The organism is Streptomyces sp. NRRL F-5630, from assembly GCF_000719475.1.
Classification (GTDB): Bacteria; Actinomycetota; Actinomycetes; order Streptomycetales; family Streptomycetaceae; genus Streptomyces.
Window position 1 is genome coordinate 1 of record NZ_JOGO01000089.1, and the last position, 22292, is coordinate 22292.

Sequence of the window (22292 nt, forward strand, 5' to 3'; positions counted from 1 at the left end):
CCCACCGGCAGGCCCCCCTCCGCTCGCCCCGCCTCCGTCCTATGCTCGACGTCATGACTGCTCCGCACCCCTCCCGGCCCACCGAATCCGCCATGCGCCGCGCGCTGCGGCGGGCGAGGGACGGGGTCGCGCTCGATGTGACAGAGGCCGCCGTCCTGCTCCAGGCCCGGGGCGACGACCTGAAGGACCTCTCGGCCTCGGCGGCGCGCGTCCGCGACGCGGGGCTCGAAGCGGCGGGCCGGCCCGGCGTGCTCACGTTCTCGAAGAAGGTCTTCATCCCGCTCACCCGCCTGTGCCGGGACACGTGCCACTACTGCACCTTCGTCACCGTCCCCGGCAAGCTCCGCCGCGAGGGCCACGGCATGTTCATGTCGCCGGACGAGATCCTCGACGTCGCCCGCGAGGGCGCCGCGCTCGGCTGCAAGGAAGCGCTCTTCACGCTCGGCGACAAGCCCGAGGACCGCTGGCCCGAGGCCCGCGAGTGGCTCGACGCGCACGGCTACGACGACACGCTCGCGTACGTACGGGCCATGGCGATCCGCGTCCTGGAGGAGACCGGTCTCCTCCCGCACCTCAACCCGGGCGTCATGTCCTGGTCCGACCTCCAGCGGCTCAAGCCCGTCGCGCCCTCGCTCGGCATGATGCTGGAGACGACGGCGACGCGGCTGTGGTCGGAGAAGGGCGGCCCCCACTACGGCTCCCCGGACAAGGAACCGGCCGTGCGCCTGCGCGTGCTGGAGGACGCGGGCCGCAGCAACGTCCCCTTCACGAGCGGGATCCTCATCGGCATCGGCGAGTCGTACGAGGAACGCGCCGACTCCCTCTTCCAGCTCCGCCGCGTCCAGCGCGCCTACCACGGCCTCCAGGAGATCATCGTCCAGAACTTCCGCGCGAAGCCGGACACGGCGATGCGCGCGATGCCGGACGCGGAACTGGAGGAGCTGGCCGCGTGCATCGCGGTCGCCCGTCACCTCCTCGGCCCCGAGGCGCGCATCCAGGCGCCGCCGAACCTGGTGGACCGGGAGTACGCGCTCATCATCGGCGCGGGCATCGACGACTGGGGCGGCGTCTCACCGCTCACGCCCGACCACGTCAACCCCGAGCGCCCCTGGCCGCACATCGACGAACTCGCCGCGCGCACCGCCGAGTCGGGCTTCACGCTGCGCGAACGCCTCACGATCTACCCGGAGTTCCTCCAGCGCGGCGAGCCCTGGCTCGACCCGCGCCTCCTCCCGCACGTGCGCGCGCTCGCCGACCCCGAGACCGGCCTCGCGCGCCCCGACGCGCGCCCCGAGGGCCTGCCCTGGCAGGAGCCGGACGAGGGCTTCACCGCGAGCGGCCGTACCGACCTGCACACGGCCATCGACACGGAGGGCCGTACGAGCGACAGGCGCGGTGACTTCGACGCGGTGTACGGGGACTGGGCGGCCCTGCGCGAGCAGGCGGCACCGGGGATGGTGCCGCAGCGCATCGACACCGACGTGCGGCAGGCGCTCGCCGTCGCCGCCGACGACCCGACCAGGCTCACCGACGACGAGGCCCTCGCCCTCCTGCACGCCGACGGTCCGGCGCTCGACGCCGTGTGCCGCGTCGCGGACGACATCCGCAAGAGCGCCGTCGGCGAGGACGTCACCTACATCGTCACGCGCAACATCAACTTCACCAACGTCTGCTACACCGGCTGCCGGTTCTGCGCCTTCGCGCAGCGCCGCACGGACGCCGACGCCTACACGCTCTCCCTCGACCAGGTCGCCGACCGCGCCCAACAGGCGTGGGACGTAGGGGCGGTCGAGGTCTGCATGCAGGGCGGCATCCACCCCGACCTGCCGGGCACCGCCTACTTCGACATCGCGCGCGCGGTCAAGGAACGCGTCCCGGGGATGCACGTGCACGCGTTCTCGCCGATGGAGGTCGTCAACGGGGCGGCACGCACGGGCCTTTCGGTCCGGGAGTGGCTCACCGCCGCGAAGGAGGCGGGCCTCGACACGATCCCCGGCACGGCCGCCGAGATCCTCGACGACGAGGTCCGCTGGGTCCTGACGAAGGGTAAACTCCCCGCGGCGGACTGGATCGACGTCGTCACGACCGCGCACGAACTCGGCATCCGCTCCAGCTCCACGATGATGTACGGACACGTCGACCAGCCCCGTCACTGGCTCGGCCACTTCCGCACCCTCGCCTCGATCCAGCAACGCACCGGTGGCTTCACGGAGTTCGTGACGCTCCCCTTCATCCACACCAACGCCCCCGTCTACCTCGCCGGCATCGCCCGCCCGGGCCCGACCGCCCGCGACAACCGCGCGGTCACCGCGATGGCGCGCATCCTCCTGCACCCCTACATCCCCAACATCCAGACGAGCTGGGTGAAGCTCGGCGCGGAGGGCGCGGCGGAGATGCTCCGCTCGGGAGCCAACGACCTCGGTGGCACGCTGATGGAGGAGACCATCTCCCGCATGGCGGGCTCCCGTTACGGCTCGTACCGCTCGATCCGCGACCTCGAAGCCATCGCCGAGGCGGCGGGCCGTCCCCACCACCCCCGCACCACGACCTACGGCGAGGTCCCCGCCGAACGCGTCACCGCCGCCCGCGCCTCCGACGGCCACCTCCCGGACCTCCTCCCGGTCCTGGACTGACCGGCGGGAGCAGCGCGCTCACCGGCCACGTGTACGGGTGCGGGCCGCCGCCCTCATGAGGCGGGGTCCCGTACCCGTACACCTGTCGCCCCCGCGCGCCCCCGCGTCCCCCGTGACACCCCCTCCCCGCACCCGCTAGCGTGCGAGATCCCCACAGCGGTGAAGGAGGCGGCAGCCCATGGGCAGCGCGACACCCGGTAGGGCGGGCCACGCGGACGCCACCCCGCCGGGAGCGCGGCAGCCGCCCGGAGCGGAGACCGCTCCGGGGACGCGGGCCCGGCCCGGAGCCGATCCGGCTCCCTCCGACCCGCCCCCCGGCCCGCAGCCCGTCTGGGGCCGTCCCGAGCAGCAGGACTACCGGGCCCGTATTCGCGGGGCGCTGCTCGGTGCCGCGCTCGGGGACGCGCTCGGGGCACCGCTCGACGTGGCCGGGGGAGAGGCGTTCTGGGCGAACGGGCCGGGGGATCTGCTCGCCGTGCCGGGGGGCGGGCGGGCCGGGACCGTCACCGCGCACACCCAGCTCGCGCTCTTCACCACCGAGGGGCTCATCCGCGCGCAGGTGCGGCGGGACACGGGCGCCTGGCACCCGCCCACGGATCTGCACGCCGCCTACCGCCGCTGGTACGCGACCCAGCACGAGTGGGGTCCCGACGAGCGCCGTACGGCCGACGGCTGGCTCGCCCGCGAGGAGTGGCTCTACGCCCGCCGCGCCCCCGAGCGCGACTGCCTCACCGCGCTCGGCGACGCGGGCGCCGGCACCCTCGACCGCCCTCGCAACCCGCGCGCCCTGAGCCTCGCCCCCGCGACCCGCTCCACACCGCTCGGACTGCTCAGCGGCTGGGACCCCGTGCTCGTCCTCCAACTCGCCCTGGAATGCGCGGTGCAAACCCACGGGCACCCCGTCTCCACGCTCACCGCCGGGGCCCACGCCCTGCTCGTGCACGCCCTGACCCGGGGCGCGGACGCCGAGGACGCCGTACGGGCCGCGCTGCCGCTCCTCGCCCGCCACCCCGGGCACGAGCCCGTCACCGAGGCCCTCACCGCCGCGCTCGACGCCGCCCGCGCGGGAGCCCCCGACCGCGTCCGCGCCGCCGCCCTGTACGGCGACGGCTCCCCCGCCCGCGGCCTCGCGCTCGCCGTCTGGGCCGCCGCCGTCGCCCCCGACATCCGGACCGGCCTGCTGCTCGCCGTCGGCCACGGCCCCCACTCCGCCGCACGCGGGGCCCTGTGCGGCGCGCTGCTCGGCGCCGCGCACGGCGACACCGCCCTGCCCCCCGACTGGCTCCCCGCCCTCGAAGGCCGCGGCAGCCTCCTCGCCCTCGCCGAGGACTTCGCCCTGGAGATGACCCAGGGCCCCGCGCTGCACGGGCCGGACCGGGCCGTCCTCGCCTGGCTGGAGCGCTACCCGCGCGAACTGTGAAGCGGGGCGCGGCGGTCGCGGACATGCGTGAGCCCCCTCGGCCAGGACGGCGGACCGGTCGAGAGGGCTCGTGCCGCCACGGCCCACCCGGTACGGGGCGGGAAGCGGCAGTGCGGGGGTGCGGGCACCGCGGGCGCCAAGGGCGCCGCGGGGCGTCGTCGGCGGATCAGGCGCCGGGGACGCGGGTGACGGCGGTGACGAAGGTGCCCCAGGAGGCCGCCGGGAAACCCAGCTCGGGGCCCTCCGAGACCTTCGAGTCACGCACCGAGACGGCGGCGGTGACAGGGGACTTGACCTCGACGCAGGCGCCATTACCCGTCGAGTACGAGGACTTGACCCATTCGTTGGTGCGACCGTGCTGAATAGCCATGAGAATTGCTCCGGTTGTGCGAGATGATGGCGATGCCCCCGCCGGAACGGCCGACGGGCGCCGGGACGCCCCCTGACGTGCCTGTTCGGGCCGCACCAGGTGGCGTGAAGGACGCTACCCGTCCCCCGCGCCGCCGAAAGCGATCGTTCACCCGACCGGATGGCATATTCCAGAGGTCCCTACCGCGAGCGCGGGAAAGGGTGTACCGTCCCGCGCCGCGCGGCCACTTCACCTCGCGAGCCCCCTCATTCCCCGCTCGCCCCGTACAACTCCTGCGCCACACGCGTGATGAAGTCGCGGCTGACATCGGGGTTGAGCGCCATCGCCCGCAGGTGCTCGTACATGACGCTGTACTGCTCGACTTCCGCCGCCTTCTCCAGGTAGAGGTCGCTCACGACGCCCTCGATGTAGACGACGCTGGAGTCCGCCGTGTCGGGGAACTCCAGCACGGCGTACTGCCCGTTGAGGCCCGGGTGCGCGCCGACCTCGAAGGGGATGACCTGCACCGTGATGTGCGGCAGGTGGGACATCTTGACGAGGTGCTCCAGCTGCCCCCGCATGATGTCCGCGTCGCCGACCCTGCGGCGCAGTGTCGCCTCGTCGATGACGGCCCACAGCCGCAGCGGCTTCTCGGCGTTGACGTCCCTGACGCGGTCCTGGCGCGCCATCCGCACGCGTACCCGCTTCTCGATGTCGGCGGCGGCCGTCTCGGGCAGCGCGCCGGTGACGAGGGCGTGCGCGTACTCGGGTGTCTGGAGCAGGCCCGGCACCACCTGCGGGTCGTAGATCCGCAGACTCGCCGCGTCCGTCTCCAGGCCGATGTAGATGGAGTACGGGATGTCACCGAAGGTGTGCCACCAGCCCTGCTGGCGCGAGTCCTTGGCCATCTGCATGAGCGAGTCGACGATGCGCAGGTCCTCGACCTCGTAGACCCCGCACAGGTCGCGGACATCGCGCTGGCTGATGCTGCGCCGCCCGTTCTCCAGGCGGCTGATCTTCGACTGCGAGACGAGCAGGCGCTCGGCGACCTCCTCGGCCGTCATGTTCCGTGCCTCGCGCAGTTTGCGCAGCTCCTGACCCAGTCGCCGACGCCTGACGGTGGGGTTGACATTGGACGCCACGGCGGGCACCTCCGGCTCGCGTTCTTCACCGCCCCGCACGAGGCGGCGCGTGTCTGCTGCTCAGCAGGGTGCCACCGACACGCCGTACCCGGGCGGGAAACAGTCGAGTTGAGCCAAATCCGCGGACGGGCATGACGAAGGGGCGCCCGGTGGTGTAAGGGGGCGCTCGGGCGGTACGGGACCGGGCGTGGCGCGTTCCGGCCGCGTACCGAGGCGGCACGGGGCCGGGTGGCGCGGTACGAGTCCGCGGTGTCCGTACGCGCCGGGGGCGGCCGGTGCGCGCGGACGGGTGGCCGGTACGTGTCCGCGGCGGCCCGAGCCGTCGCCTGCCCGGCCCGGCCCGCCCCGGACGCGTCGTACCGTCCGGGTCCGGCGCGTACGGCCACTGCGGACTCGGACCGGCGCGGTGGCGTCAGCGCACCGCCGTGCTCACCGTCGCCGCGCGCTGCGGCTGGGACGGGACGCGGCCCGGGGTCTGCCCGCGCCGTGCGGGCGCGGCGACGCCGTTCTGCACGTCCATGACAGCGTGGGCCACGAGCCCGCCCATCGGGTCGTGCCGGATCAGGTCCCGCAGCCGGGAGCGCGAGGAGCGCCCCTCGTTGCCGGGATAGAGGTGCTTGCCGAGGCCCACCGCGTGCGCGAGGGCCGCGAGCGCGGCCGTGCGCGGGTCCGGTGGCACGCCGGTGCGGATCGCCGTGTCGAGCCGGGACCTGATCTCCCTGCTCGTCGACGTCTCCGCGGCCTGGTAGCGCGTCGTCGGCAGCACCCCGCACATCTGGCCCGCGACGGCGGTGACCATGCCGATGCGCTCCAGGTGCGAGAGATACGTCTGACGCAGCCCGAGACGTGGCCCACCGATCCAGTGGACCGCGCGCACCGGGGCGCCACGCCTGCGCAACAGCTCAAGCGCGTGGTCCAGGGTCGGATCACCGGTCGGCCGCGGTACGACCACGGCGATCCGGTCCCCGTCCGGGGCTATCCGTCCGGCCAGCGCCAGCTCCACGAGCTGTGCTCCGGCCAGACCGAGGTCGAGCGACTGCGGCTGCGCTGTGGTACCCGTGGCCGGGTCCAGAGCGAGCAGCAGAAGCTCCTCCGGAAGTGTTCTGCGGCTCTTGCCCATCCATGCCTCCCCGCGTGGATGTCTGACAGGGTGACCCCTCTCACATTGGTCTGTCGAGGGTGCCTGACCTTTACGAGCGGGAACGCGTACATATGTCGTTCTTGTCCCGAGCCCGAGTCGCGGCGGTGCCAAGGACACTGGTAGAGGTTCGGCAGCACGACCGGTTCGCGTGCGTGCGCGCGGCTTACGGAGGAGGCATCGGTGGCGGGCGAGTCCCCCGACAGGGCACAGGAGCAGAACACACCGGAGGGGAGTGCCCGGACACGTACGACGGGAACGGGGGGAGGCATCCCCGTCTCGCGCCCCCACGACCGCCGGGGCGAGGTCGCGCGGTGGGTGCGGTCGGCCGACGAGGCGGAGCAGGCCGGGCAGGCCGCCGAGGAGCGCGCTGCACGGACCGGGGGACCGGCGGCACAGGCTGGAGATCCGGCGGCACGGGCCGAGCAGCCCGCCGCACCGGCCGGGAAGTCCGCCGCGAAGCCCGCGGGCCCCTCGTGGGCACGGGGGGCGCACGAGGACGACGGCAAGGAGCCGGGCGGTACGGGGGCCCCGGTGCGCGAGTCCGCGCCCGCGCGGGCCGGTGAGCGCCCCGTACGGGAGGAAGCACCGGGGCCGGAGACGGCGGAGAAGCCCGCCGAGCGGCGGCAGGAGCCGGGCGAGGAGCCCGAGCGACCGGCCGGGGCGGCTGAGCGCGAGGCGGCTGAGCGGGAGCCTGCCGCCGAGGAGCCGGACGCGTCCGCGGCCGGGCGCACCTCCGGGGCGAAGCCCGCTCCCGAGCCGAAGCCCGCCACCGCGACCCGTGGTCTCTCGTTCCACAAGGTCGACACCCCGACCACATCGCTCTCCCTCTTCGGTGTCGTGCGCCCTCCGGTCGACCACACCACGACCGTCCTGAAGCTCCCCGACGCCGAGGCCCCGAGCTCGAAGCTCAGCGACGCCCCGAAGCGCGCGGCCGGCAAGGCGGCGCCCGAGGACGCCGCGAAGCGCACGGCCGGTAAGGCGGCGTCCGAGGACGCCCCCGAGACCGCGTCCCCCACGCCGTCCGGCGCCCCCGCGTCGTCCAGGCCCGCCGAGTCCGTCGAGCCTGCGGGCGCGCTCCCCGACGAGGAGCCCCCCGCCGAGCGCACCAGCACGTTCGTCCCGCTGCGCCCGCTCGACGACGCGCGCCCCGCCGCGCTGCGCCCGAAGGGGCCCCGCGCCGCCGACAAGGACGCCGAGAAGGCCCCCGGGGAAGTTCCGGCCAAGACCCCCGGCAAGGCCGGGAAGAAGCAGGCGAAGGCCGCCCCGGCCGCCAAGCCCGGCGCCAAGCCCTCCGACGCCACCGCCGCGAAATCCTCCGCCGCCGGGAGGTCCTCCGAGTCCTCCGACGCGGACGGGGGCAAGTCCTCGCCCTTCGGCGCCGGCTACACCGCGTCCCAGCCCGACAACACCACCGCCGGCTCCACGCCGTCCTCCGCGAGCCCCACGACCCCCGCCTCGATCACCGCCGAGATCCCGGCCGGTACGGCCATCGGTGCCGAGGAGACCCGGCAGCAGCCGATGCCGCCCAAGGCGCCGCTCGACCTGCTCGCCGAGCTGACCAACACGCCGCCCCCGCCCGAGACCCCGATGCGCACGGTCGTGCGGCGGTTCAAGATCTGGACGCCGCTCGTCCTGCTCGTGGTGATCGTCCTCGGCGTCGTGCAGGCCGTGCGCCCGCTCCCGCAGCCCACGTTCTCGCTCACCGCCGCGACCACGTACCGGTTCTCCGGCGAGGCGGCCGCGATGCCGTGGCCGAAGAGCGGGCAGGCCGCGATGGACGTCGACGGGCTCGGCAGCTTCGGCAGCTCGGGCGCGCAGAAGCCGGTGCCGATCGCGAGCGTCGCGAAGGTCATGACCGCCTACCTCGTGCTGCGCGACCACCCGGTCAAGAAGGGCAGCGACGGGGCGAGCATCACGATGGACAAGAAGGCCGAGGACGACGCGGGCCTGTCCGCGCAGAACGAGTCCACGGTCGACGTCCACGAGGGCCAGAAGCTCTCGCAGAAGGAGGCGATCGAGGCGATCATGCTCGCCTCGGCGAACAACATCGCCCGCCGGCTCGCCCGCTGGGACGCCGGTTCCGAGAAGGACTTCGTCGCCAAGATGAACAAGGCCGCCGACGAACTGGGCATGAAGAACACCACGTACACCGACCCCTCGGGCCTCGACAAGACGACCGTCTCCACCGCCGAGGACCAGGTGAAGCTCGGCAAGGTCGCGATGAAGGACCCGCTCTTCCGCGAGGTCGTGCGGATGCCCGCGTACGTGGACAGCAACGGCAAGACGCAGACGAACTGGAACCGCCTCGTCCCGATGAACAACACGGTCGGCATCAAGACCGGGACGACGACGGCGGCCGGCGGCAACCTGCTCTACGCCGCCACGAAGGAGGTCGGCGGCACCACCCGCACCATCGTCGGCGCCGTGCTCGCCCAGCCGCCCGCCCCGGAGGACAACTCGATCCTCACCGGCGCGCTCAACGCGGGCAAGACGCTCATCGAGGCAGCGCAGGGCACCCTCGTCGCCGAAAAGATCGTGAAGAAGGGGGACGTCGTCGGTACTGTCGACGACGGTCTCGGCGGCGCGACGCCCGTCGTCGCGGCCAAGGACCTCACGGCGGTCGGCTGGCCCGGCCTGACCGTGCGGCTCAAGCTCGTCGACGACGGCACGGCGCTGCCGCACGAGGCTCCGGCGGGGACGAAGGTCGGCGTGCTGCGGGCCGGGGACGGCACGAGCAGCGCGGTCGAGATCCCGGTCGTGCTGCGGTCGGCGTTGAGCGAACCGGGCCTCGGCGCGAAGCTCACCCGGCTCGGGTGAGCGGGGGCCCGGAGCGGCGGTTCACTCGGCCGAGTGGCGGACCCCTCCGGCGCCCCCGCTCGTGGCGGTTCGCGGGGGTTCGCGGGGCCGAACACCGGGCGTGGCCCGTGACCGACGGGGGGTGAGGGCCTCCCCGCCCCCCGTCACGGGGCGCGTGCTAGCGTCACCGGATCGGGGCAGAACGGACAGGCGGTCGCGAAGGCCACCCGGCGGGACCGGGAGCGAGCGGCACGGGGTTGGGAGGGCCTTCGGTGGCCACTGCGGAGCCGAGGCGAGCGGACGGCGTCGACGGGGCGCGCCGGGCGCGCGCACCCCGGGACGCGGACGCGGAGCGGGCCCCTGGCGAGGAGCGGGCCCCTGACGGGGAGCGGGCCCCTGGCGGGGAGCGGGCCCCTGACGGGGAGCGGGCCCCGGCCCCGGAGCGTTCCCCCGCGCCTCCCTCCCGCTGGCGCCGCCTCGCGGTCCACCCCGTCACCGTCGCCACGACCCTCTCCGCCGTCCTCCACCTCGTCTGGTTCTTCACCTTCGCGAACAGCGGGGGAGACCTCGCGGCGCAGGACGCCTGGGCGGAGTTCGTCGGGCGCCACCCCGACTCGGCGTACAACCTCGCCTGGTACGGCGGGATGCACCCCGTCTCGTACAGCATCGTGTCGCCGTACCTGATGCACGTCCTGGGCGTGCGGACGACGCTGATGCTCGCGAGCACGGTCTCCGCCGGGCTCATCGCGTACTGCGCCTGCCGCATCCGCGCCGTCCGCAACCCGCACCTGGTGGCCCTCGCGGGCGTCTACGCGCTGCTGTGCAACACCGGTTCGGGGCGCGTCACCTTCGGCCTGGGCCTGATGTTCGGGATCGCCGCCGTGGCCGCCGTCTTCACCTGGCCAAAGGCGTGGCGCGGGGCGCGCAGGACGCGCGCGGTCACCGCGGCGCTGTGCGCGGCGCTCGCGACGGCGGGCTCCCCGGTCGCGGGCCTGTACGTGGGACTCGTCGCCGTCGCGATGTTCCTGTGCAAACGCCGCAAAGGCGCGTACGTCCTCGGCATCACCCCGATCCTGGTCGTCGGCGCCTCGACGCTCCTCTTCCCCTTCTCCGGCACGCAGCCGATGTCCTTCAGCTCGTCGTCGCTGCCGCTTCTCTTCGCGCTCCTCTGCTTCTTCCTGGTCCCCAAGGACTGGCTGACGGTACGGATCACGTCGGCGGTCTACTTCGTCGTGGTGCTCGGCGTGTGGATCATCAGCTCGCAGATCGGCAGCAACATCACGCGGCTCGCGATGCTCTTCGGCGGCGTCGTGCTCGTCGCGGCGCTGCCGCACCTGCGCGCGCGGAGCTGGCGCTGGTGGACGGCGATCGTCGCGATCTGCGGGTTCACCTTCTGGATCGGCCTCAAGACGGCCGACGACATCGTCCACACGACGCCCGCCGCCTCCTGGGGCCGCGAACTCGCCCCGCTGATCCACCAGCTCCAGCGCCACGACGCCGAGAAGGGCCGCGTCGAGGTCGTCCCCACCGGCGGCCACCGCGAGGCCTCGGCGCTCGCCCCGTACTTCAACCTGGCACGCGGCTGGACCCGCCAGGCCGACATGGAGCGCAACCCGCTCTTCTACGACTCGACGCTCAACTCGGCGAACTACCACGAGTGGCTCAAGCGCTGGGCCGTCCACTTCGTCGTCCTCCCCTCCAGCGACGACAAGCCCGACGGCGACGGCGCCACCCGCGAACGCGCCCTCATCGCGGCGGGCCAGCCCTACCTCGATCTGCTCTGGGCCGACGCCAACTGGCAGGTGTACGAGGTCGAGCACCCCGTCCAGCTCGCCGAGCCCCCCGCGACGGTCACGAGCGCGGGCCAGTCCGAGCTGGTCATCAAGGTCACGACCCCGGGCCGCGTCCTGATCCGCATCCCGTACTCGCCGTGGCTGAGCGTCGTCGACAAGAACGGCAAGAGCTACCCCGCCCCCCAGGAGACCGAGGCGTCCAAGAACCGCGAGGACGACTCCACCCCGAAGACCTTCCGCAACCTCCACGGCTGCCTCTACGAGACCCCCGAGGACAAGTCCGGCGACAAGTGGACCGAACTCCTCGCCCCCCACCCCGGCACCTACCACATCGCCGGCCCCTACCAAATCCCCCGCGGCACCCCCTGCCCCGAAGAACTCCGCCCCCCGTCCCCGGCCCCGAAAAACTGAACCGAGCCACTGCGGGCCCGGTAGGACGGGGAGAGCGGGGCCCGTGCACGAACACGTCCCCGCCCAGCCATTTCTCACGAGGGCGGCGCTCTTCCCCCCGAAGCTTCTCCCTCCCGGCGCTGGGCCACGCTGGGGGCGGACGAGCCACCGCCCTGGTCTTCGGCACCCGAGGCCCCGGCAACAGTCACCTACTGCCTCGCCGGCTGAGCGCAGCCCCCTCCCCGTCACGCGCGGCGAGGGGGTCTTCGTCGTGTCAGGCGTCGGGCCTGCGGTTGTACTCGTGCAGGGCGCTCTGGTGCGTGGATGCCGTCTGGTAGACGAGTTCCCAGGGGCCGGTGTTGACGTCGAACTCCCGGCCGAAGCCGACCCACTTGCCGCTCATACGGCGGCCGGTCGGTTCGATGAGCAGCTGAATCGCGCCGTGGTAGCGGGCGCCACGGTAGTGCCCCGAGGTGGCGGTCTGCTCCGTCCAGGTGCCGGTTGCCACATGGCCGTCGACTTCCAGGTCCATGGTCAACGGGCTGTCGGACGAGCCCGGCAGAGAGCGCGCCGTGAGTCGTCCCCCGTGCTGGAGCAGCACGACGTAGTGCAGGCCCGTGAATGTCGCATCTCGCCCGCTGGAGAAGTACTCGTAGCGCGAGAGCCACACGCCCGAGTAGTTACTGCGCGTCCGGGTGTCGGACGAGGGCTGGGCCGTGGGAGGAGCTATCCCAGAGGGCGCCGTCCCCAGGTCATGCCCGCCCTTCCCGTCAGCGGTGACTTGATCCAGGATCAGCCTGGGCGCGAAACCGAGGGCCTCGATAGGGAGGCCAGTAACGGACTCCAGGGCGCGCGCGTATACGGGGCGAGGGGCCTGGGTCGTTCCAGCCTCCCAGCGCTGGATGAGCCTCTTGTTCGCGTCGTTGGGTTCCCCCACACGCGTGCCTGCCTCTCTTACGGCGCGAGCGAAGTCGTCTTGGGACATCAGCAGTCCGAGACGGACCGCGCGTAGAGCAGCGTTGGGCGTCGACATACGAGGACGGTAGTGCCGAGGGGGGTGGAGCGACACCCATTTGACGCCCCCTTGGTCGCCGCTTTGACGCCTTCTCTGTCGTCGCGCGACTCTGCGTGATCGGCGCTTGGTGAATGCGTGACGACGACTCCAGGGGATGACCCAGCAACCGGACGCGCTGGATTCACGATCCGGGTGTACCGCATCAGTGCAAACGGGGAGAGGACCGAGGTGCGAGAACGCGTCCTCGCCCCCTCCGACGCGCCCTTGTTCACGGCCGCGTTCCCGCCCTGCCAGTGCTACCGGTGCTGTAGCAGCAAAGGCGCGTGAGCACCCAGGGTTCGCCGCACACGCTCCACCTGACATCTGCGCGGCGCAGGCGCCAGGAGTACCCACATCAGGAGGTTCAGCGTGACCAGCACGATCGCACACCCCGTGGGCGCCACCGACCCGAGCACCCTCCTCGACCGCGAAACGAGGAACCGGCTCGCCAACCGCATCACCGCCGACCACCCGGACATCACCCCGGGCATGGCCCAGCGCATCGTCAACCAGACCCTCGCGTTCGTCGCCACCTCGGGACGCACGCCCGGACAGGGCATGTCACCCAGCCGCCTGGTGGACATCGGCTGGCACACCTTCATCCTTCACACCGTCGACTACGCCCGGTACTGCGAGCGAGTCGCCAGCCGATTCGTCCACCACGTTCCCACCGAGAACGCCGGGGAGACCCCCGGCGAAGCCGCCGCCGTCCTCACCCGCACGATGTCCGCCATCGAAGACGCCGGCTTCACGCTCGACACCGAGCTATGGCTCGCCGCCGCCGACTGCTCGCAGTGCCACGAAGGCTGCACTGACAGCCCGAACAACCCCAAGAAGTAAGTAACTCCCGCGGGTGACCCCACAAGGTGGCGCCCGCACACACGATGCGCAAGACTCCAGCCGCCCGGCACCTCGTCGGGTGGCTGGACGCAGGAGCGGAGCAACGTGAGCGACACCCTCGCCTGGAACACCTACGCCCGCACTCGCCCTGAACGGCGGGCCACGAACGCCGCTGGACAGTCCACCTGGTTCAACTGGACCCAATACCCCGACCATGGTCCCGGCGCCGAACTCCTGAACCTCTCGCCGGGCCGGACCGCCCTCGACCTCGGGTGCGGCAAGGGGGGGAACATCGCACACCTCGCGACCCTCGGCGCGCCGTCCACCGGCATCGACATCTCGCCGACCCAGCTCGACGCGGCCCAAGCTCGGTGGGGAGGCACCCCTGGACTCACCTTCGCTCGGGCGGACGCCCACGCCTTCCTTCGGGAAGCCGACAAGCAGTGGGACGCCATCTACTCGGTGCACGGCGTCCTGTGGTTCACCGACCCCGCCGTCTCCCTGCCCCTCGTGCATGAGCGCCTCGCACCCGGCGGCACCCTCGCCTTCTCCCACCGACCGCCGACGCCCGGCTGCTACGGCTGCCAGGCGTCATACATCCCCCGCGGCGAGGACGAAGACCCGCACGTCGTGCGGCGCTGGGACTACACACCCGAGGCATGGCGCGACCTGCTGACTGACGCCGGGTACTCGGCGGTCACCACCGAGGTGGTCCCCGCCCCTCCTGGGCGCCGCAAAGTCGGCACGCTCCTCGTCACAGCACGCAAGGCGGTCTGACCCCCCGCCCTGTAGCGGACCTTCCTGACTCCCCGCACGCCCCGCCGTCGAGGGCGGGACGCCACAGCCCCCGGCCGGAGCGCAGGGCCGACCGGGGGCTCACGGCAGCAGGTCACGCACCTCGCAGCTCAGGGCGGGCGCGATGAGGAGAAGTTCGCCGTACCCGGGGTCTCGGTCGCCGCGCTCGCAACGTTGGATCGTGCGCCGCTCGACACCTACCGCGTCGGCCAGTTGGAGTGAGTGACGACTTCCGCATACATCTCTGGGCGTAGGTGAACCGTCTACCTCTTCAGAGACTGCCGGTGCGCCTTCTAGAGGCGGCTCTCGACGAGGGGCGTCCGGCATAGAGAGGCCCCCAGACCCCCACCTGTAGTGAGGGGGGCCTCGCCATTCCCGCTCCCGACCTGCAATTCCCCCTTGATCGTTTAGGGGAAATTTAGGGGCCGCGACCCTGCGCGGGGAGTGTCTTAGACCGTACCGAAGCTGCGCTGAAGTGTCCTGAGAGTGCGCCAAGAACGCGGCAGGCCCAGGTCAACCTTCTCTGACCTGGGCCTACGCCGCCGAAACGGCTGGTGGAACTGGTGCCCCCGGCAGGATTCGAACCTGCGACACCCGCTTTAGGAGAGCGGTGCTCTATCCCCTGAGCTACGAAGGCGGGGTCTTGGGATCAGCTGGGCTGAGCCAGGACGCCGGTGGCCGTCGGCGGGGTGCCGGTGGCCGCCGTCAGTGTAGCGGGTGGGGAGCGGGGGCGGGGTGCCGCCGAGAGCGGGTGGCTGGGGCCACGGGGCTGCGGAGGGGGCTCGTCGCGGGCCGTGGGCCTCTGATCCCCCGGGCGTCTGGGGCCAGGGGCGCCCGGCGTGGGGGTTCTCAGTCCTTGTGCACCCGTATCCGGTAGTCCCCGTTCTCCGTCTTGCCCAGTACCTCTACCCGGGTGCGTGAGCCGTCGTCGCGGTATGTCTCGCCGACGCCGAAGGGGGCGTCGGAGAGTTCGGCGTGCACGTTGGGGGTGCGGGTGCAGCCTCCGCTTCTCTCCTTCGAGTCGGCGACCGTGATCGGGCCCTGACCGGTGTCCACGTCCGCGTCGACGCGGTAGACGAGCACGCCGGGCTTGCAGACGCTGTCGTCGTTGCCGCCGCGCGTGCGGACCTCGGCGGCGATGCCGGACGTGCGCGAGAGGGGGACGAAGAGGAGCTTCCTGCCGTGGCCCGCCGCCGCGAGCGGCGCCACCGTGAAGTCGTACGTCCCCGGCGAGGCGACGCAGCCGACCTGGTTGTCGTCGAGCCAGCCCAGCTTCCACTTGTGCCAGCCGAGCAGGTCGTTGTTGGCCCCCCAGTCCTCGCTCATGATGTCCCAGTGCCCGACCGCGCCGCCGCCGTCCTGGGTGTAGAGGTCGGGGAGGCCGAAGACGTGGCCGTTCTCGTGCGGGAGCACGCGGTAGCCCGTGCGCGGGTAGGAGCCGGAGCCGTCGTCCTGACGGCTGTAGAGGAAGCTGGTGTTGGCGAGGGGGACGCCGTCGGCGACCGGCGCCTCGCGGTTGCCGGCGAAGGTCACGGAGAGGACCGTGTCGAGCGCGGAGGGCCCGGCGTTGGGCGTCACGAGCACGTTCACGAGGTCGTAGGCGGCGAAGTCCACGAGCGGGTCGGAGATCTTCACGAGGTCGCGCACGAGTTGGCGGTAGCCCGGCTCGAAGGGCGCGCCGCGCTCTATCCCGTACGCGGAGAACGGCTTGGGCATCCGCAGCCAGCGCTTGACGGGCGTCTCCGGCCGGTAGTCGAGGCGCCCGTACGAACTGCGCTCGAACCACCGCGTCGTCTGCGGGAAGAACTCGCCGAGCCGGTCGTCGACCGAGCCCTCGCCGCGCGCGTCGGAGAAGTCGACGAGGAGGTTGAGCGCGCGCACGCGCCCGGTGGAGCGCGTGTACCCGGCGGTGGTCGGCAGTCCCTCCGACATCTGTGTGCCGAGCGGCCCGGTGATCCGGCACGCGTCCACGCCGTCCCCGCCCCCGGCGGCGACGGGCCCCGGGGCCGAGTGCCCGGCGGCGTCGGGGGAGCCCGAGCCCGTCGTGCTGAGGGTGACGGCGACGGCGAGCGGGGCGAGGGAGGCGACCGCGATCCCGCGCCGCAGGCGGGCGGCACGGCGAAGGCGGGAGGAGGGGGCGGTGGAGGCGGGGGGCCCGGCGGAGGCAGCGGACGGGGCGGAGGTCGCGGACGAGGTGGACGAGGCGGAGGCGGGCGTAGGGGGCGTAGCGGCGCCTGCCGCGTCGCTTCGGGCGGTAGGGCGGGTGTGGGCCCTGCCTGGGGCGGGGTGCGGGTCGTCCGGTGTGTGTTTCCGGCTGTCCCGGCCGCCCCGGCCGGGTATCGGGTCCGAGGGGGAAGGCGCCCCGTTGGTCGGCTGCTCCATGCGTACCGGCCTTCCGTTCGCGGCAGCCACCGTCCTGACCTGCGAGGCTGCCCCCTTCCCGGCCAGCCTCCGGGCGGGAGGGGCGGGGCGCGCGCCGGGTGCGGCCGATCGGTGGTTTTTGTGTGATGCAGGTCACACACGGTGAGGGAAATTTCCGGGGAGGCCGTCCCCGTTTAGGAAGGTGTCGCCACGAGCCGGGGAGTGAGTCCCCGTTTGAGGCACGCAGGACTCGGGGCACCGCTTCGGCGGAGGCCCCGCACGAGACGCACGTACGAGCGGGCAGCGGCCCGCGCGCGAGGGCCCCCGGGGCCGGAAGGGAGGAGGCGGTGCTCGCCATGACCGAGGACATGACCGAGGGCGCGACCAGCGGTGTGCCCCACGGCGCGACACACGGTGTGCCCCATGGCGCGACCAGCGGCGCGGCCGAGGGCACGCGCGGTGTCGCGGCCGATGACGCGGCCCGTTCCCGTACCGGAGGCGCGGGGGCCTCGTGCGAAGCAGGCTGCGCGGGGAAGAAGGCCGGACGGCCGCGTGCCGACGCGGTGCGCAATCGCGAGCGGATCATCGACGCCGCGCGCGAGATGGCGGCCGAGCACGGCGCGGAGGTCTCGATCGACGAGGTCGCCCGCCGCGCCGGCGTCGGCAACGCCACGGTCTACCGGCACTTCCACGACCGTTCCGCCCTCGTCCGCGAGGTGGTCAGGTCCGTCATGGACCGGACCGCCGGACGGGCGGAGGAGGCGCTCACCCTGTCCGGGCCCTTCGACGCGCTCTGTGTCTTCGCGCACGGTGCCGTCGAGGACCGTGCGGGGGCCATGTGCGGGATGCTCAGCGCGAACGCCGACGAGGCCGAGCGCGAACACCCGGACCTGCGGGCCGCCCGCACCCGCCTGGAGGCGGGCGTGGAGGCACTGCTCGGCCGGGCCCGCGAGGCCGGGGAACTGCGCCCCGACGTCGGCGGGGGCGACCTGATGTTCGTCCTCTCCCAGCTCGCCCGGCCACTCCCGGGCTGCACCGCGGCCCTCAACGACCGCTATGTCCACCGCCATCTTCAGCTCTTCCTGGAGGGACTGCGGGCCCCGGCCCGTTCGCCCCTGCCGGGCAGCGCCGCCACCCTGGAGGCTCTCCGTACCCCCTGACGGCTCTTCCCCGACGGCCCCTCGCGAGGCGGGCGACCGTCGCCGGCCGCGCCCCGTACCGCGTACGGGCCGGACGGCGCGGCGCCGCACCGCGCGAGAGCGCGCCCGTGCCCGCGTGGCCCGTACCGCCACGCGACGTGGTGTGCCGGGCCCGTAGGGGAGCGCACGGCGCTCGCGCGCCACGCCCGTAGCACCGCGCGCCGCGCGGCCCACGGGCCCGTACCACCCCCAGCTCCTGAACGTTTCGCACACCCGACCGGTCAAGGTCTCGGCCCCTGCGGGCCGATGTCTGCCGACTCCTCGTCTTCATCCGGTCGCAACCCACCGCACGGTGCGGCGTACGACGATGTCGCCCACCGGCCCCTGAGTCCTTCCCGTCACCCTCCACAGTCCTTCCTGTCACCCTCCACGGCGCCGCGCCGAACGATGGCGCGCGCCCGCGTCCCGAGGTGGATCTCCCCATGTCAGAAACCGTCCGTACCGGCCCCACGGCCGCTTCGCACGCCGATCCGGCGGCGCCCGACCCGCGCCGCTGGAGGGCTCTCGTCTTCATCGCGCTCGCCCAGCTGATGGTCGTGCTCGACGGCACGATCGTGAACATCGCGCTGCCGAGCGCCCAGCGGGACCTCGGCATCTCCGACGGCAATCGCCAGTGGGTCATCACGGCCTACGCCCTCGCCTTCGGCGGACTGCTCCTCTTCGGCGGCCGCATAGCCGACATGTGGGGGCGCAAGCGCACCTTCATCACCGGCCTCATCGGCTTCGCCGCGGCCTCCGCGCTCGGCGGCGCCGCCAGCGGCCAGGCCATGCTGCTCGGTTCGCGCGCCCTCCAGGGCGTCTTCGGCGCCCTGCTCGCGCCCGCGGCGCTCTCGCTGCTCGCGGTCACCTTCACGCAGGCGAAGGAGCGCGCGAAGGCGTTCGGCATCTACGGCGCCATCGCCGGTGGCGGCGGTGCCGTCGGGCTCATCCTCGGCGGCTTCCTCACCGAGTACCTGAACTGGCGCTGGACCTTCTTCGTCAACGTGCCGTTCGCCATCGTCGCCGCGCTCGGCGCCATCTTCGTCGTCACCGAGCCGAAGGGGCAGCGCAACCGCGCCTCGCTCGACATCCCCGGCGTCCTGCTCTCGACCCTCGGTCTCGTCTCGCTCGTCTACGGCTTCACGCGTGCCGAGTCGGACGGCTGGAGCGACTCCGTGACGATCGGCAGCTTCGTCGCCGCCGTCGTGCTCCTGGGCTTCTTCCTCCTCGTTGAGGGCCGCGTCAAGGCCCCGCTGCTCCCGCTGCGCGTCGTCACCGACCGCACCCGGGGCGGGATCTACCTCTCGCTGGGCCTCGCGATCATCGCGATGTTCGGTCTCTTCCTCTTCCTGACCTTCTACCTCCAGGTCGTGAAGGGTTACTCGCCGGTCAAGACCGGTTTCGCCTTCCTGCCGATGATGGCGGGCATGATCACCGGCTCGACGCAGATCGGCGCCCGGCTCATGACGAGGGTCCCCGCGCGGTTCCTCATGGGCCCCGGCTTCCTCCTCGCCGCGGTCGGCATGCTGTTCCTGACGCAGATGGAGGTCGGCTCCGGCTACGCGAGCCTCGTCCTTCCGGCCGAGCTGATGCTGGGCCTCGGTATGGGTACGGCGTTCATGCCGGCCATGTCGCTCGCCACGCACGGCATCCAGCCGCGTGACGCCGGTGTCGCCTCCGCGATGGTCAACACCTCGCAGCAGGTCGGCGGCGCGATCGGCACGGCGCTCCTCAACACGATCGCGGCCTCGGCCACGACCGCGTACCTCACCTCGCACGCGGGCAAGGGCGGCGACGCCCGCCTCCTCCAGGCGCAGGCCCTCGTGCACGGCTACAGCAACGCCATCTGGTGGGCCGTCGGCATCCTCCTGGTCGCCGCGACCCTCGCTTTCACCCTCGTCACCACCGGCAACCGCAAGAGCGGCCCGGCCGCGACGAGCGGCGACGGCGACACGGCGGACGCCAAGGCGGCGGACGCCCGGTCGGCGGAGACCGAGATCGTGGACATCCCGGTCATCGCTCACTGAGCGGCGGTCATCGCTCACTGAGCGGTCGGCGCGGCCTGCGCGCGGCGCGGTCGGCGCGGTGGGGCACGGGTTCCGGTGAGGCGCGGGTTCCGGTGCGGGGCTTGTGGCGGGCCGGGTTGAGCCTGCCGACCGGGCCTGCGGGCCGGACTCGCCGAGTCGGGACGCCTGTGGTGACCACGCGATACGAACGGCCCGGCGGCCGGGGGCTACAAGCCCCCGGCCGCCGGGCCGTTGGCGTTCCGGGTGGCGGGGGAGTGGGGGGTGATCGGGGCGGGGATGGCTCAGCGTGGGGGCGGCGCGGGATTGGAATGAGGCTGAGTGGCAGGCGGGCGCGGCTCAGCGTGGGCGGAGCCTCGTATACGGGGACCGAGCGGTGCGTACGCGTACGGGGCAGCCCTTGAGAGGAGGGGCTGAGCGTCTGGGACCGTGCGGTGCGCCGGGCCCGAAGGCCCGCTCACCCTCGTCCTCTTGGTCCCCCGCCTCTCGCCCCGCCCGCCGGGCCCTCGCCCCCGTCTCCCGCCCTTCACCCCGTCTCCCGCCCGGTGTCCACGTCTGACGCCCCCGTTCGCCGCCGAGACCTCGCGGACCGTTCCTTGCCCCCCGGGCCGCTTCAGCGCAGCCAGGGCAGGTCGCTGTCCGGGGCTGTGGGCTGGAGGCCCTCGGCGATCGTCCGCATGATCTCGCCCAGGGCGCGCTGCTGGTCCCCGTCGAGCCGGTCGAAGAGCGCCTTCCGTACGGCGGCGACGTGGCCGGGCGCACTGCGCCGCAGCATCTCCGCCCCCTCCTCGGTGAGCACGGCGAACTGTCCCCGCCTGTCGCCGGGGCAGTTCTCGCGCCGCACCCACCCGTTCCGCTCCAGGCGCGCCGTCGCGTGCGAGAGCCGGGAGCGCGTGATCTTCGCCCGGCAGGCCAGCTCCGTCATCCGCAGGCGCCCGCCGGGTGCCTCGGAGAGCGTGACGAGCAGCCCGTAGTACACGTGCGGCATCCCCGCGTCGCGCTGCAACTGCCGGTCGAGGTGGTCGTCCAGCAACGTCGTCGCCTGCCTGAACGCCCGCCAGACCTCCTGCTCGGCGTCTCCCAGCCACACGGGCCCGGGGACGGGGGCGGGGGTGGGTGTCTTCCCCTCGCTCATCCTTGCCTCTTCCTCACGGTGGGCCACCTGGCGACCCGACGACCTTATTGAAGTTTAAACAATGTTGTCGTACTCTCGTCCCGTGAAAAGCGCTTGATGTTTCAAGCATCTTGACTGCCTGGCGCGGGCCGCGTCGATCCCGGGCCAAGGGCACGAGAAGGAAGCAGGTCCACGGATGCCGACTCCGGCCCCCGCCGCCACCCGTATGCCCACGCTCTACCTGAGCCACGGCGCCCCGCAGCTCGCCGACGACCCGGTCTGGCCCGGCCAGCTCGCCGCCTGGTCGGCCGGGCTGCCGCGCCCTCGCGCGATCCTGATGATCTCCGCGCACTGGGAGGACGCTCCCCTCGCCCTCGGCGCCACCCGCACCCTGCCCCTCGTCCACGACTTCTGGGGTTTCCCCGAGCGCTACTACGCGGTCCAGTACGCGGCCCCCGGCGCCCCGTGGCTCGCCGAGTCGGTCCGCAAACTGCTCGGCGGCGCCGGCACCCCTGTCCAGGACGTCGAGGACCGCGGCCTCGATCACGGCGCCTACGTCCCCCTCGTGGAGATGTACCCGGACGCCGACATCCCCGTGCTCCAGATCTCCCTGCCCACGCTCGACCCCGAGCGCCTCATGGACCTCGGCCGCAAGCTCGCCCCGCTGCGGGACGAGGGTGTACTCATCGTCGGCAGCGGCTTCTTCACCCACAACCTGGCCGTACTGCGCCACCCAGGAGGCGTGCCGAGCTGGTCGAGGGAGTTCGACGACTGGGGCAGGCGGGCCCTGGAGGGCGGCGACATCGACTCCCTGCTCGACTTCCGCCACACCTCCCCGGCCGGACAGCTCGCCCACCCCAGGACCGAGCACTTCGCCCCCCTCTTCGTCACCCTCGGCGCCGCCGACGCCACCGGCGAGCTCGACACGCGCCGCAGCGTCATCGACGGCTTCTGGCTGGGCCTCGCCAAGCGCTCCCTCCAATTCGGCTGACTCCGGAGCCCGACCTCTCCGGCGTGGGGGCTGTCGGTCGGTGGCGCGGGGGGTGCTGGAAGGGGAGGGATGCGGGGCGGTGGCGCGGGCGCTGCTGGAGGGGGAGGGACGGGAAGCGAGCGCGAAAGCGTCCCGCCGAGGCCGGGGCGGTAGAGACGGTAAGGGGGCGTCCCTGATGAAGGTGGGGCGGGGGAGCGGGAGGTGCGGCCTGGCAGGGATGACGAGGCTGGGGGTCACCCTCGCCCGCCGGGGCTCGCGGCCCGTACCCGCC

The 22292-nt window shown here is 72.9% G+C and carries 15 protein-coding genes and 1 tRNA gene; 9 read left to right on the forward strand and 7 right to left on the reverse strand.

Annotated elements, in window-relative coordinates:
- Positions 1-53: 53 nt before the first annotated feature.
- Together IF99_RS0127065 and IF99_RS0127070 are read left to right on the forward strand one after the other, a co-directional pair.
- Positions 54-2633, forward strand: coding sequence for a bifunctional FO biosynthesis protein CofGH (locus IF99_RS0127065; protein WP_107049023.1), 2580 nt, complete (start codon positions 54-56; stop codon positions 2631-2633).
- Between the two features lie 178 nt (positions 2634-2811).
- Positions 2812-4053 carry an ADP-ribosylglycohydrolase family protein gene (locus IF99_RS0127070; protein ID WP_031000412.1) on the forward strand — a complete coding sequence of 414 codons (1242 nt, stop codon included), beginning with the start codon at positions 2812-2814 and terminating at the stop codon, positions 4051-4053.
- Between the two features lie 166 nt (positions 4054-4219).
- Here IF99_RS0127070 and IF99_RS0127075 read toward each other — a convergent pair whose 3' ends face one another.
- The 3 genes from IF99_RS0127075 to IF99_RS0127085 all read right to left on the reverse strand — a co-directional run bounded on the left by IF99_RS0127075 (position 4220) and on the right by IF99_RS0127085 (position 6664).
- A complete protein-coding gene (locus IF99_RS0127075) occupies positions 4220-4423 on the reverse strand; it encodes a DUF397 domain-containing protein (RefSeq protein WP_031000414.1) in 204 nt (67 codons plus the stop codon).
- 245 nt (positions 4424-4668) lie between these two features.
- A complete protein-coding gene (locus IF99_RS0127080) occupies positions 4669-5544 on the reverse strand; it encodes a helix-turn-helix domain-containing protein (RefSeq protein ID WP_031000416.1) in 876 nt (291 codons plus the stop codon).
- A 412-nt stretch (positions 5545-5956) separates the two neighbouring features.
- Positions 5957-6664 (reverse strand): GOLPH3/VPS74 family protein, encoded by a 708-nt coding sequence (locus IF99_RS0127085; protein ID WP_031000418.1) that lies wholly within the window; start codon positions 6662-6664, stop codon positions 5957-5959.
- 201 nt (positions 6665-6865) lie between these two features.
- On the opposite strand from IF99_RS0127085, the gene IF99_RS35510 reads away from it, so the two are divergent.
- Together IF99_RS35510 and IF99_RS0127095 are read left to right on the forward strand one after the other, a co-directional pair.
- The gene (locus IF99_RS35510) at positions 6866-9502 is read left to right on the forward strand and encodes a D-alanyl-D-alanine carboxypeptidase (RefSeq protein ID WP_031000420.1); all 2637 of its coding nucleotides are present in this window, start codon (positions 6866-6868) and stop codon (positions 9500-9502) included.
- A 251-nt stretch (positions 9503-9753) separates the two neighbouring features.
- Positions 9754-11685, forward strand: coding sequence for a hypothetical protein (locus IF99_RS0127095; RefSeq protein ID WP_031000422.1), 1932 nt, complete (start codon positions 9754-9756; stop codon positions 11683-11685).
- Between the two features lie 253 nt (positions 11686-11938).
- Here IF99_RS0127095 and IF99_RS0127100 read toward each other — a convergent pair whose 3' ends face one another.
- Positions 11939-12697: a hypothetical protein gene (locus IF99_RS0127100; RefSeq protein ID WP_031000424.1), complete on the reverse strand. Its 759-nt coding sequence runs from the start codon at positions 12695-12697 to the stop codon at positions 11939-11941.
- Positions 12698-13087: 390 nt separating this feature from the next.
- Here IF99_RS0127100 and IF99_RS0127105 point away from each other — a divergent pair, with 390 nt between their 5' ends.
- Positions 13088-13558, forward strand: coding sequence for a glycine-rich domain-containing protein (locus IF99_RS0127105; RefSeq protein WP_199806571.1), 471 nt, complete (start codon positions 13088-13090; stop codon positions 13556-13558).
- 105 nt (positions 13559-13663) lie between these two features.
- On the forward strand, positions 13664-14335 hold the full coding sequence (locus IF99_RS0127110; RefSeq protein ID WP_031000429.1) for a class I SAM-dependent methyltransferase: 672 nt from the start codon (positions 13664-13666) through the stop codon (positions 14333-14335).
- Positions 14336-14914: 579 nt separating this feature from the next.
- Here the strand turns inward: IF99_RS0127110 and IF99_RS0127120 are convergent.
- Together IF99_RS0127120 and IF99_RS0127125 are read right to left on the reverse strand one after the other, a co-directional pair.
- Positions 14915-14990 (reverse strand) — tRNA-Arg (locus IF99_RS0127120).
- A 212-nt stretch (positions 14991-15202) separates the two neighbouring features.
- A complete protein-coding gene (locus tag IF99_RS0127125) occupies positions 15203-16735 on the reverse strand; it encodes a M6 family metalloprotease domain-containing protein (protein WP_234340876.1) in 1533 nt (510 codons plus the stop codon).
- Between the two features lie 326 nt (positions 16736-17061).
- Between IF99_RS0127125 and IF99_RS0127130 the strand changes: the two genes are divergently transcribed.
- Together IF99_RS0127130 and IF99_RS0127135 are read left to right on the forward strand one after the other, a co-directional pair.
- Positions 17062-17874 (forward strand): TetR/AcrR family transcriptional regulator, encoded by an 813-nt coding sequence (locus IF99_RS0127130; protein ID WP_031000434.1) that lies wholly within the window; start codon positions 17062-17064, stop codon positions 17872-17874.
- A 461-nt stretch (positions 17875-18335) separates the two neighbouring features.
- Positions 18336-19919, forward strand: a complete 1584-nt coding sequence (locus IF99_RS0127135; RefSeq protein WP_037827716.1) for an MFS transporter — start codon at positions 18336-18338, stop codon at positions 19917-19919.
- 610 nt (positions 19920-20529) lie between these two features.
- On the opposite strand, the gene IF99_RS0127140 is transcribed toward IF99_RS0127135, so the two are convergent.
- Positions 20530-21051: a MarR family winged helix-turn-helix transcriptional regulator gene (locus tag IF99_RS0127140; RefSeq protein ID WP_031000439.1), complete on the reverse strand. Its 522-nt coding sequence runs from the start codon at positions 21049-21051 to the stop codon at positions 20530-20532.
- Positions 21052-21256: 205 nt separating this feature from the next.
- On the opposite strand from IF99_RS0127140, the gene IF99_RS0127145 reads away from it, so the two are divergent.
- The gene (locus IF99_RS0127145; RefSeq protein ID WP_031000442.1) at positions 21257-22021 is read left to right on the forward strand and encodes a dioxygenase; all 765 of its coding nucleotides are present in this window, start codon (positions 21257-21259) and stop codon (positions 22019-22021) included.
- The last annotated feature ends 271 nt before the right edge of the window (positions 22022-22292 follow it).

Excerpts from the sequence above, each read along its gene's own strand:
- IF99_RS0127065 (WP_107049023.1), top strand. The coding sequence starts at position 54 with ATGACTGCTCCGCACCCCTCCCGGCCCACCGAATCCGCCATGCGCCGC.
- IF99_RS0127070 (WP_031000412.1), top strand. The coding sequence starts at position 2,812 with ATGGGCAGCGCGACACCCGGTAGGGCGGGCCACGCGGACGCCACCCCG.
- IF99_RS0127075 (WP_031000414.1), bottom strand. The coding sequence starts at position 4,423 with ATGGCTATTCAGCACGGTCGCACCAACGAATGGGTCAAGTCCTCGTAC.
- IF99_RS0127085 (WP_031000418.1), bottom strand. The coding sequence starts at position 6,664 with ATGGGCAAGAGCCGCAGAACACTTCCGGAGGAGCTTCTGCTGCTCGCT.
- IF99_RS0127100 (WP_031000424.1), bottom strand. The coding sequence starts at position 12,697 with ATGTCGACGCCCAACGCTGCTCTACGCGCGGTCCGTCTCGGACTGCTG.
- IF99_RS0127125 (WP_234340876.1), bottom strand. The coding sequence starts at position 16,735 with ATGGAGCAGCCGACCAACGGGGCGCCTTCCCCCTCGGACCCGATACCC.
- IF99_RS0127135 (WP_037827716.1), top strand. The coding sequence starts at position 18,336 with ATGTCAGAAACCGTCCGTACCGGCCCCACGGCCGCTTCGCACGCCGAT.
- IF99_RS0127140 (WP_031000439.1), bottom strand. The coding sequence starts at position 21,051 with ATGAGCGAGGGGAAGACACCCACCCCCGCCCCCGTCCCCGGGCCCGTG.
- IF99_RS0127145 (WP_031000442.1), top strand. The coding sequence starts at position 21,257 with ATGCCCACGCTCTACCTGAGCCACGGCGCCCCGCAGCTCGCCGACGAC.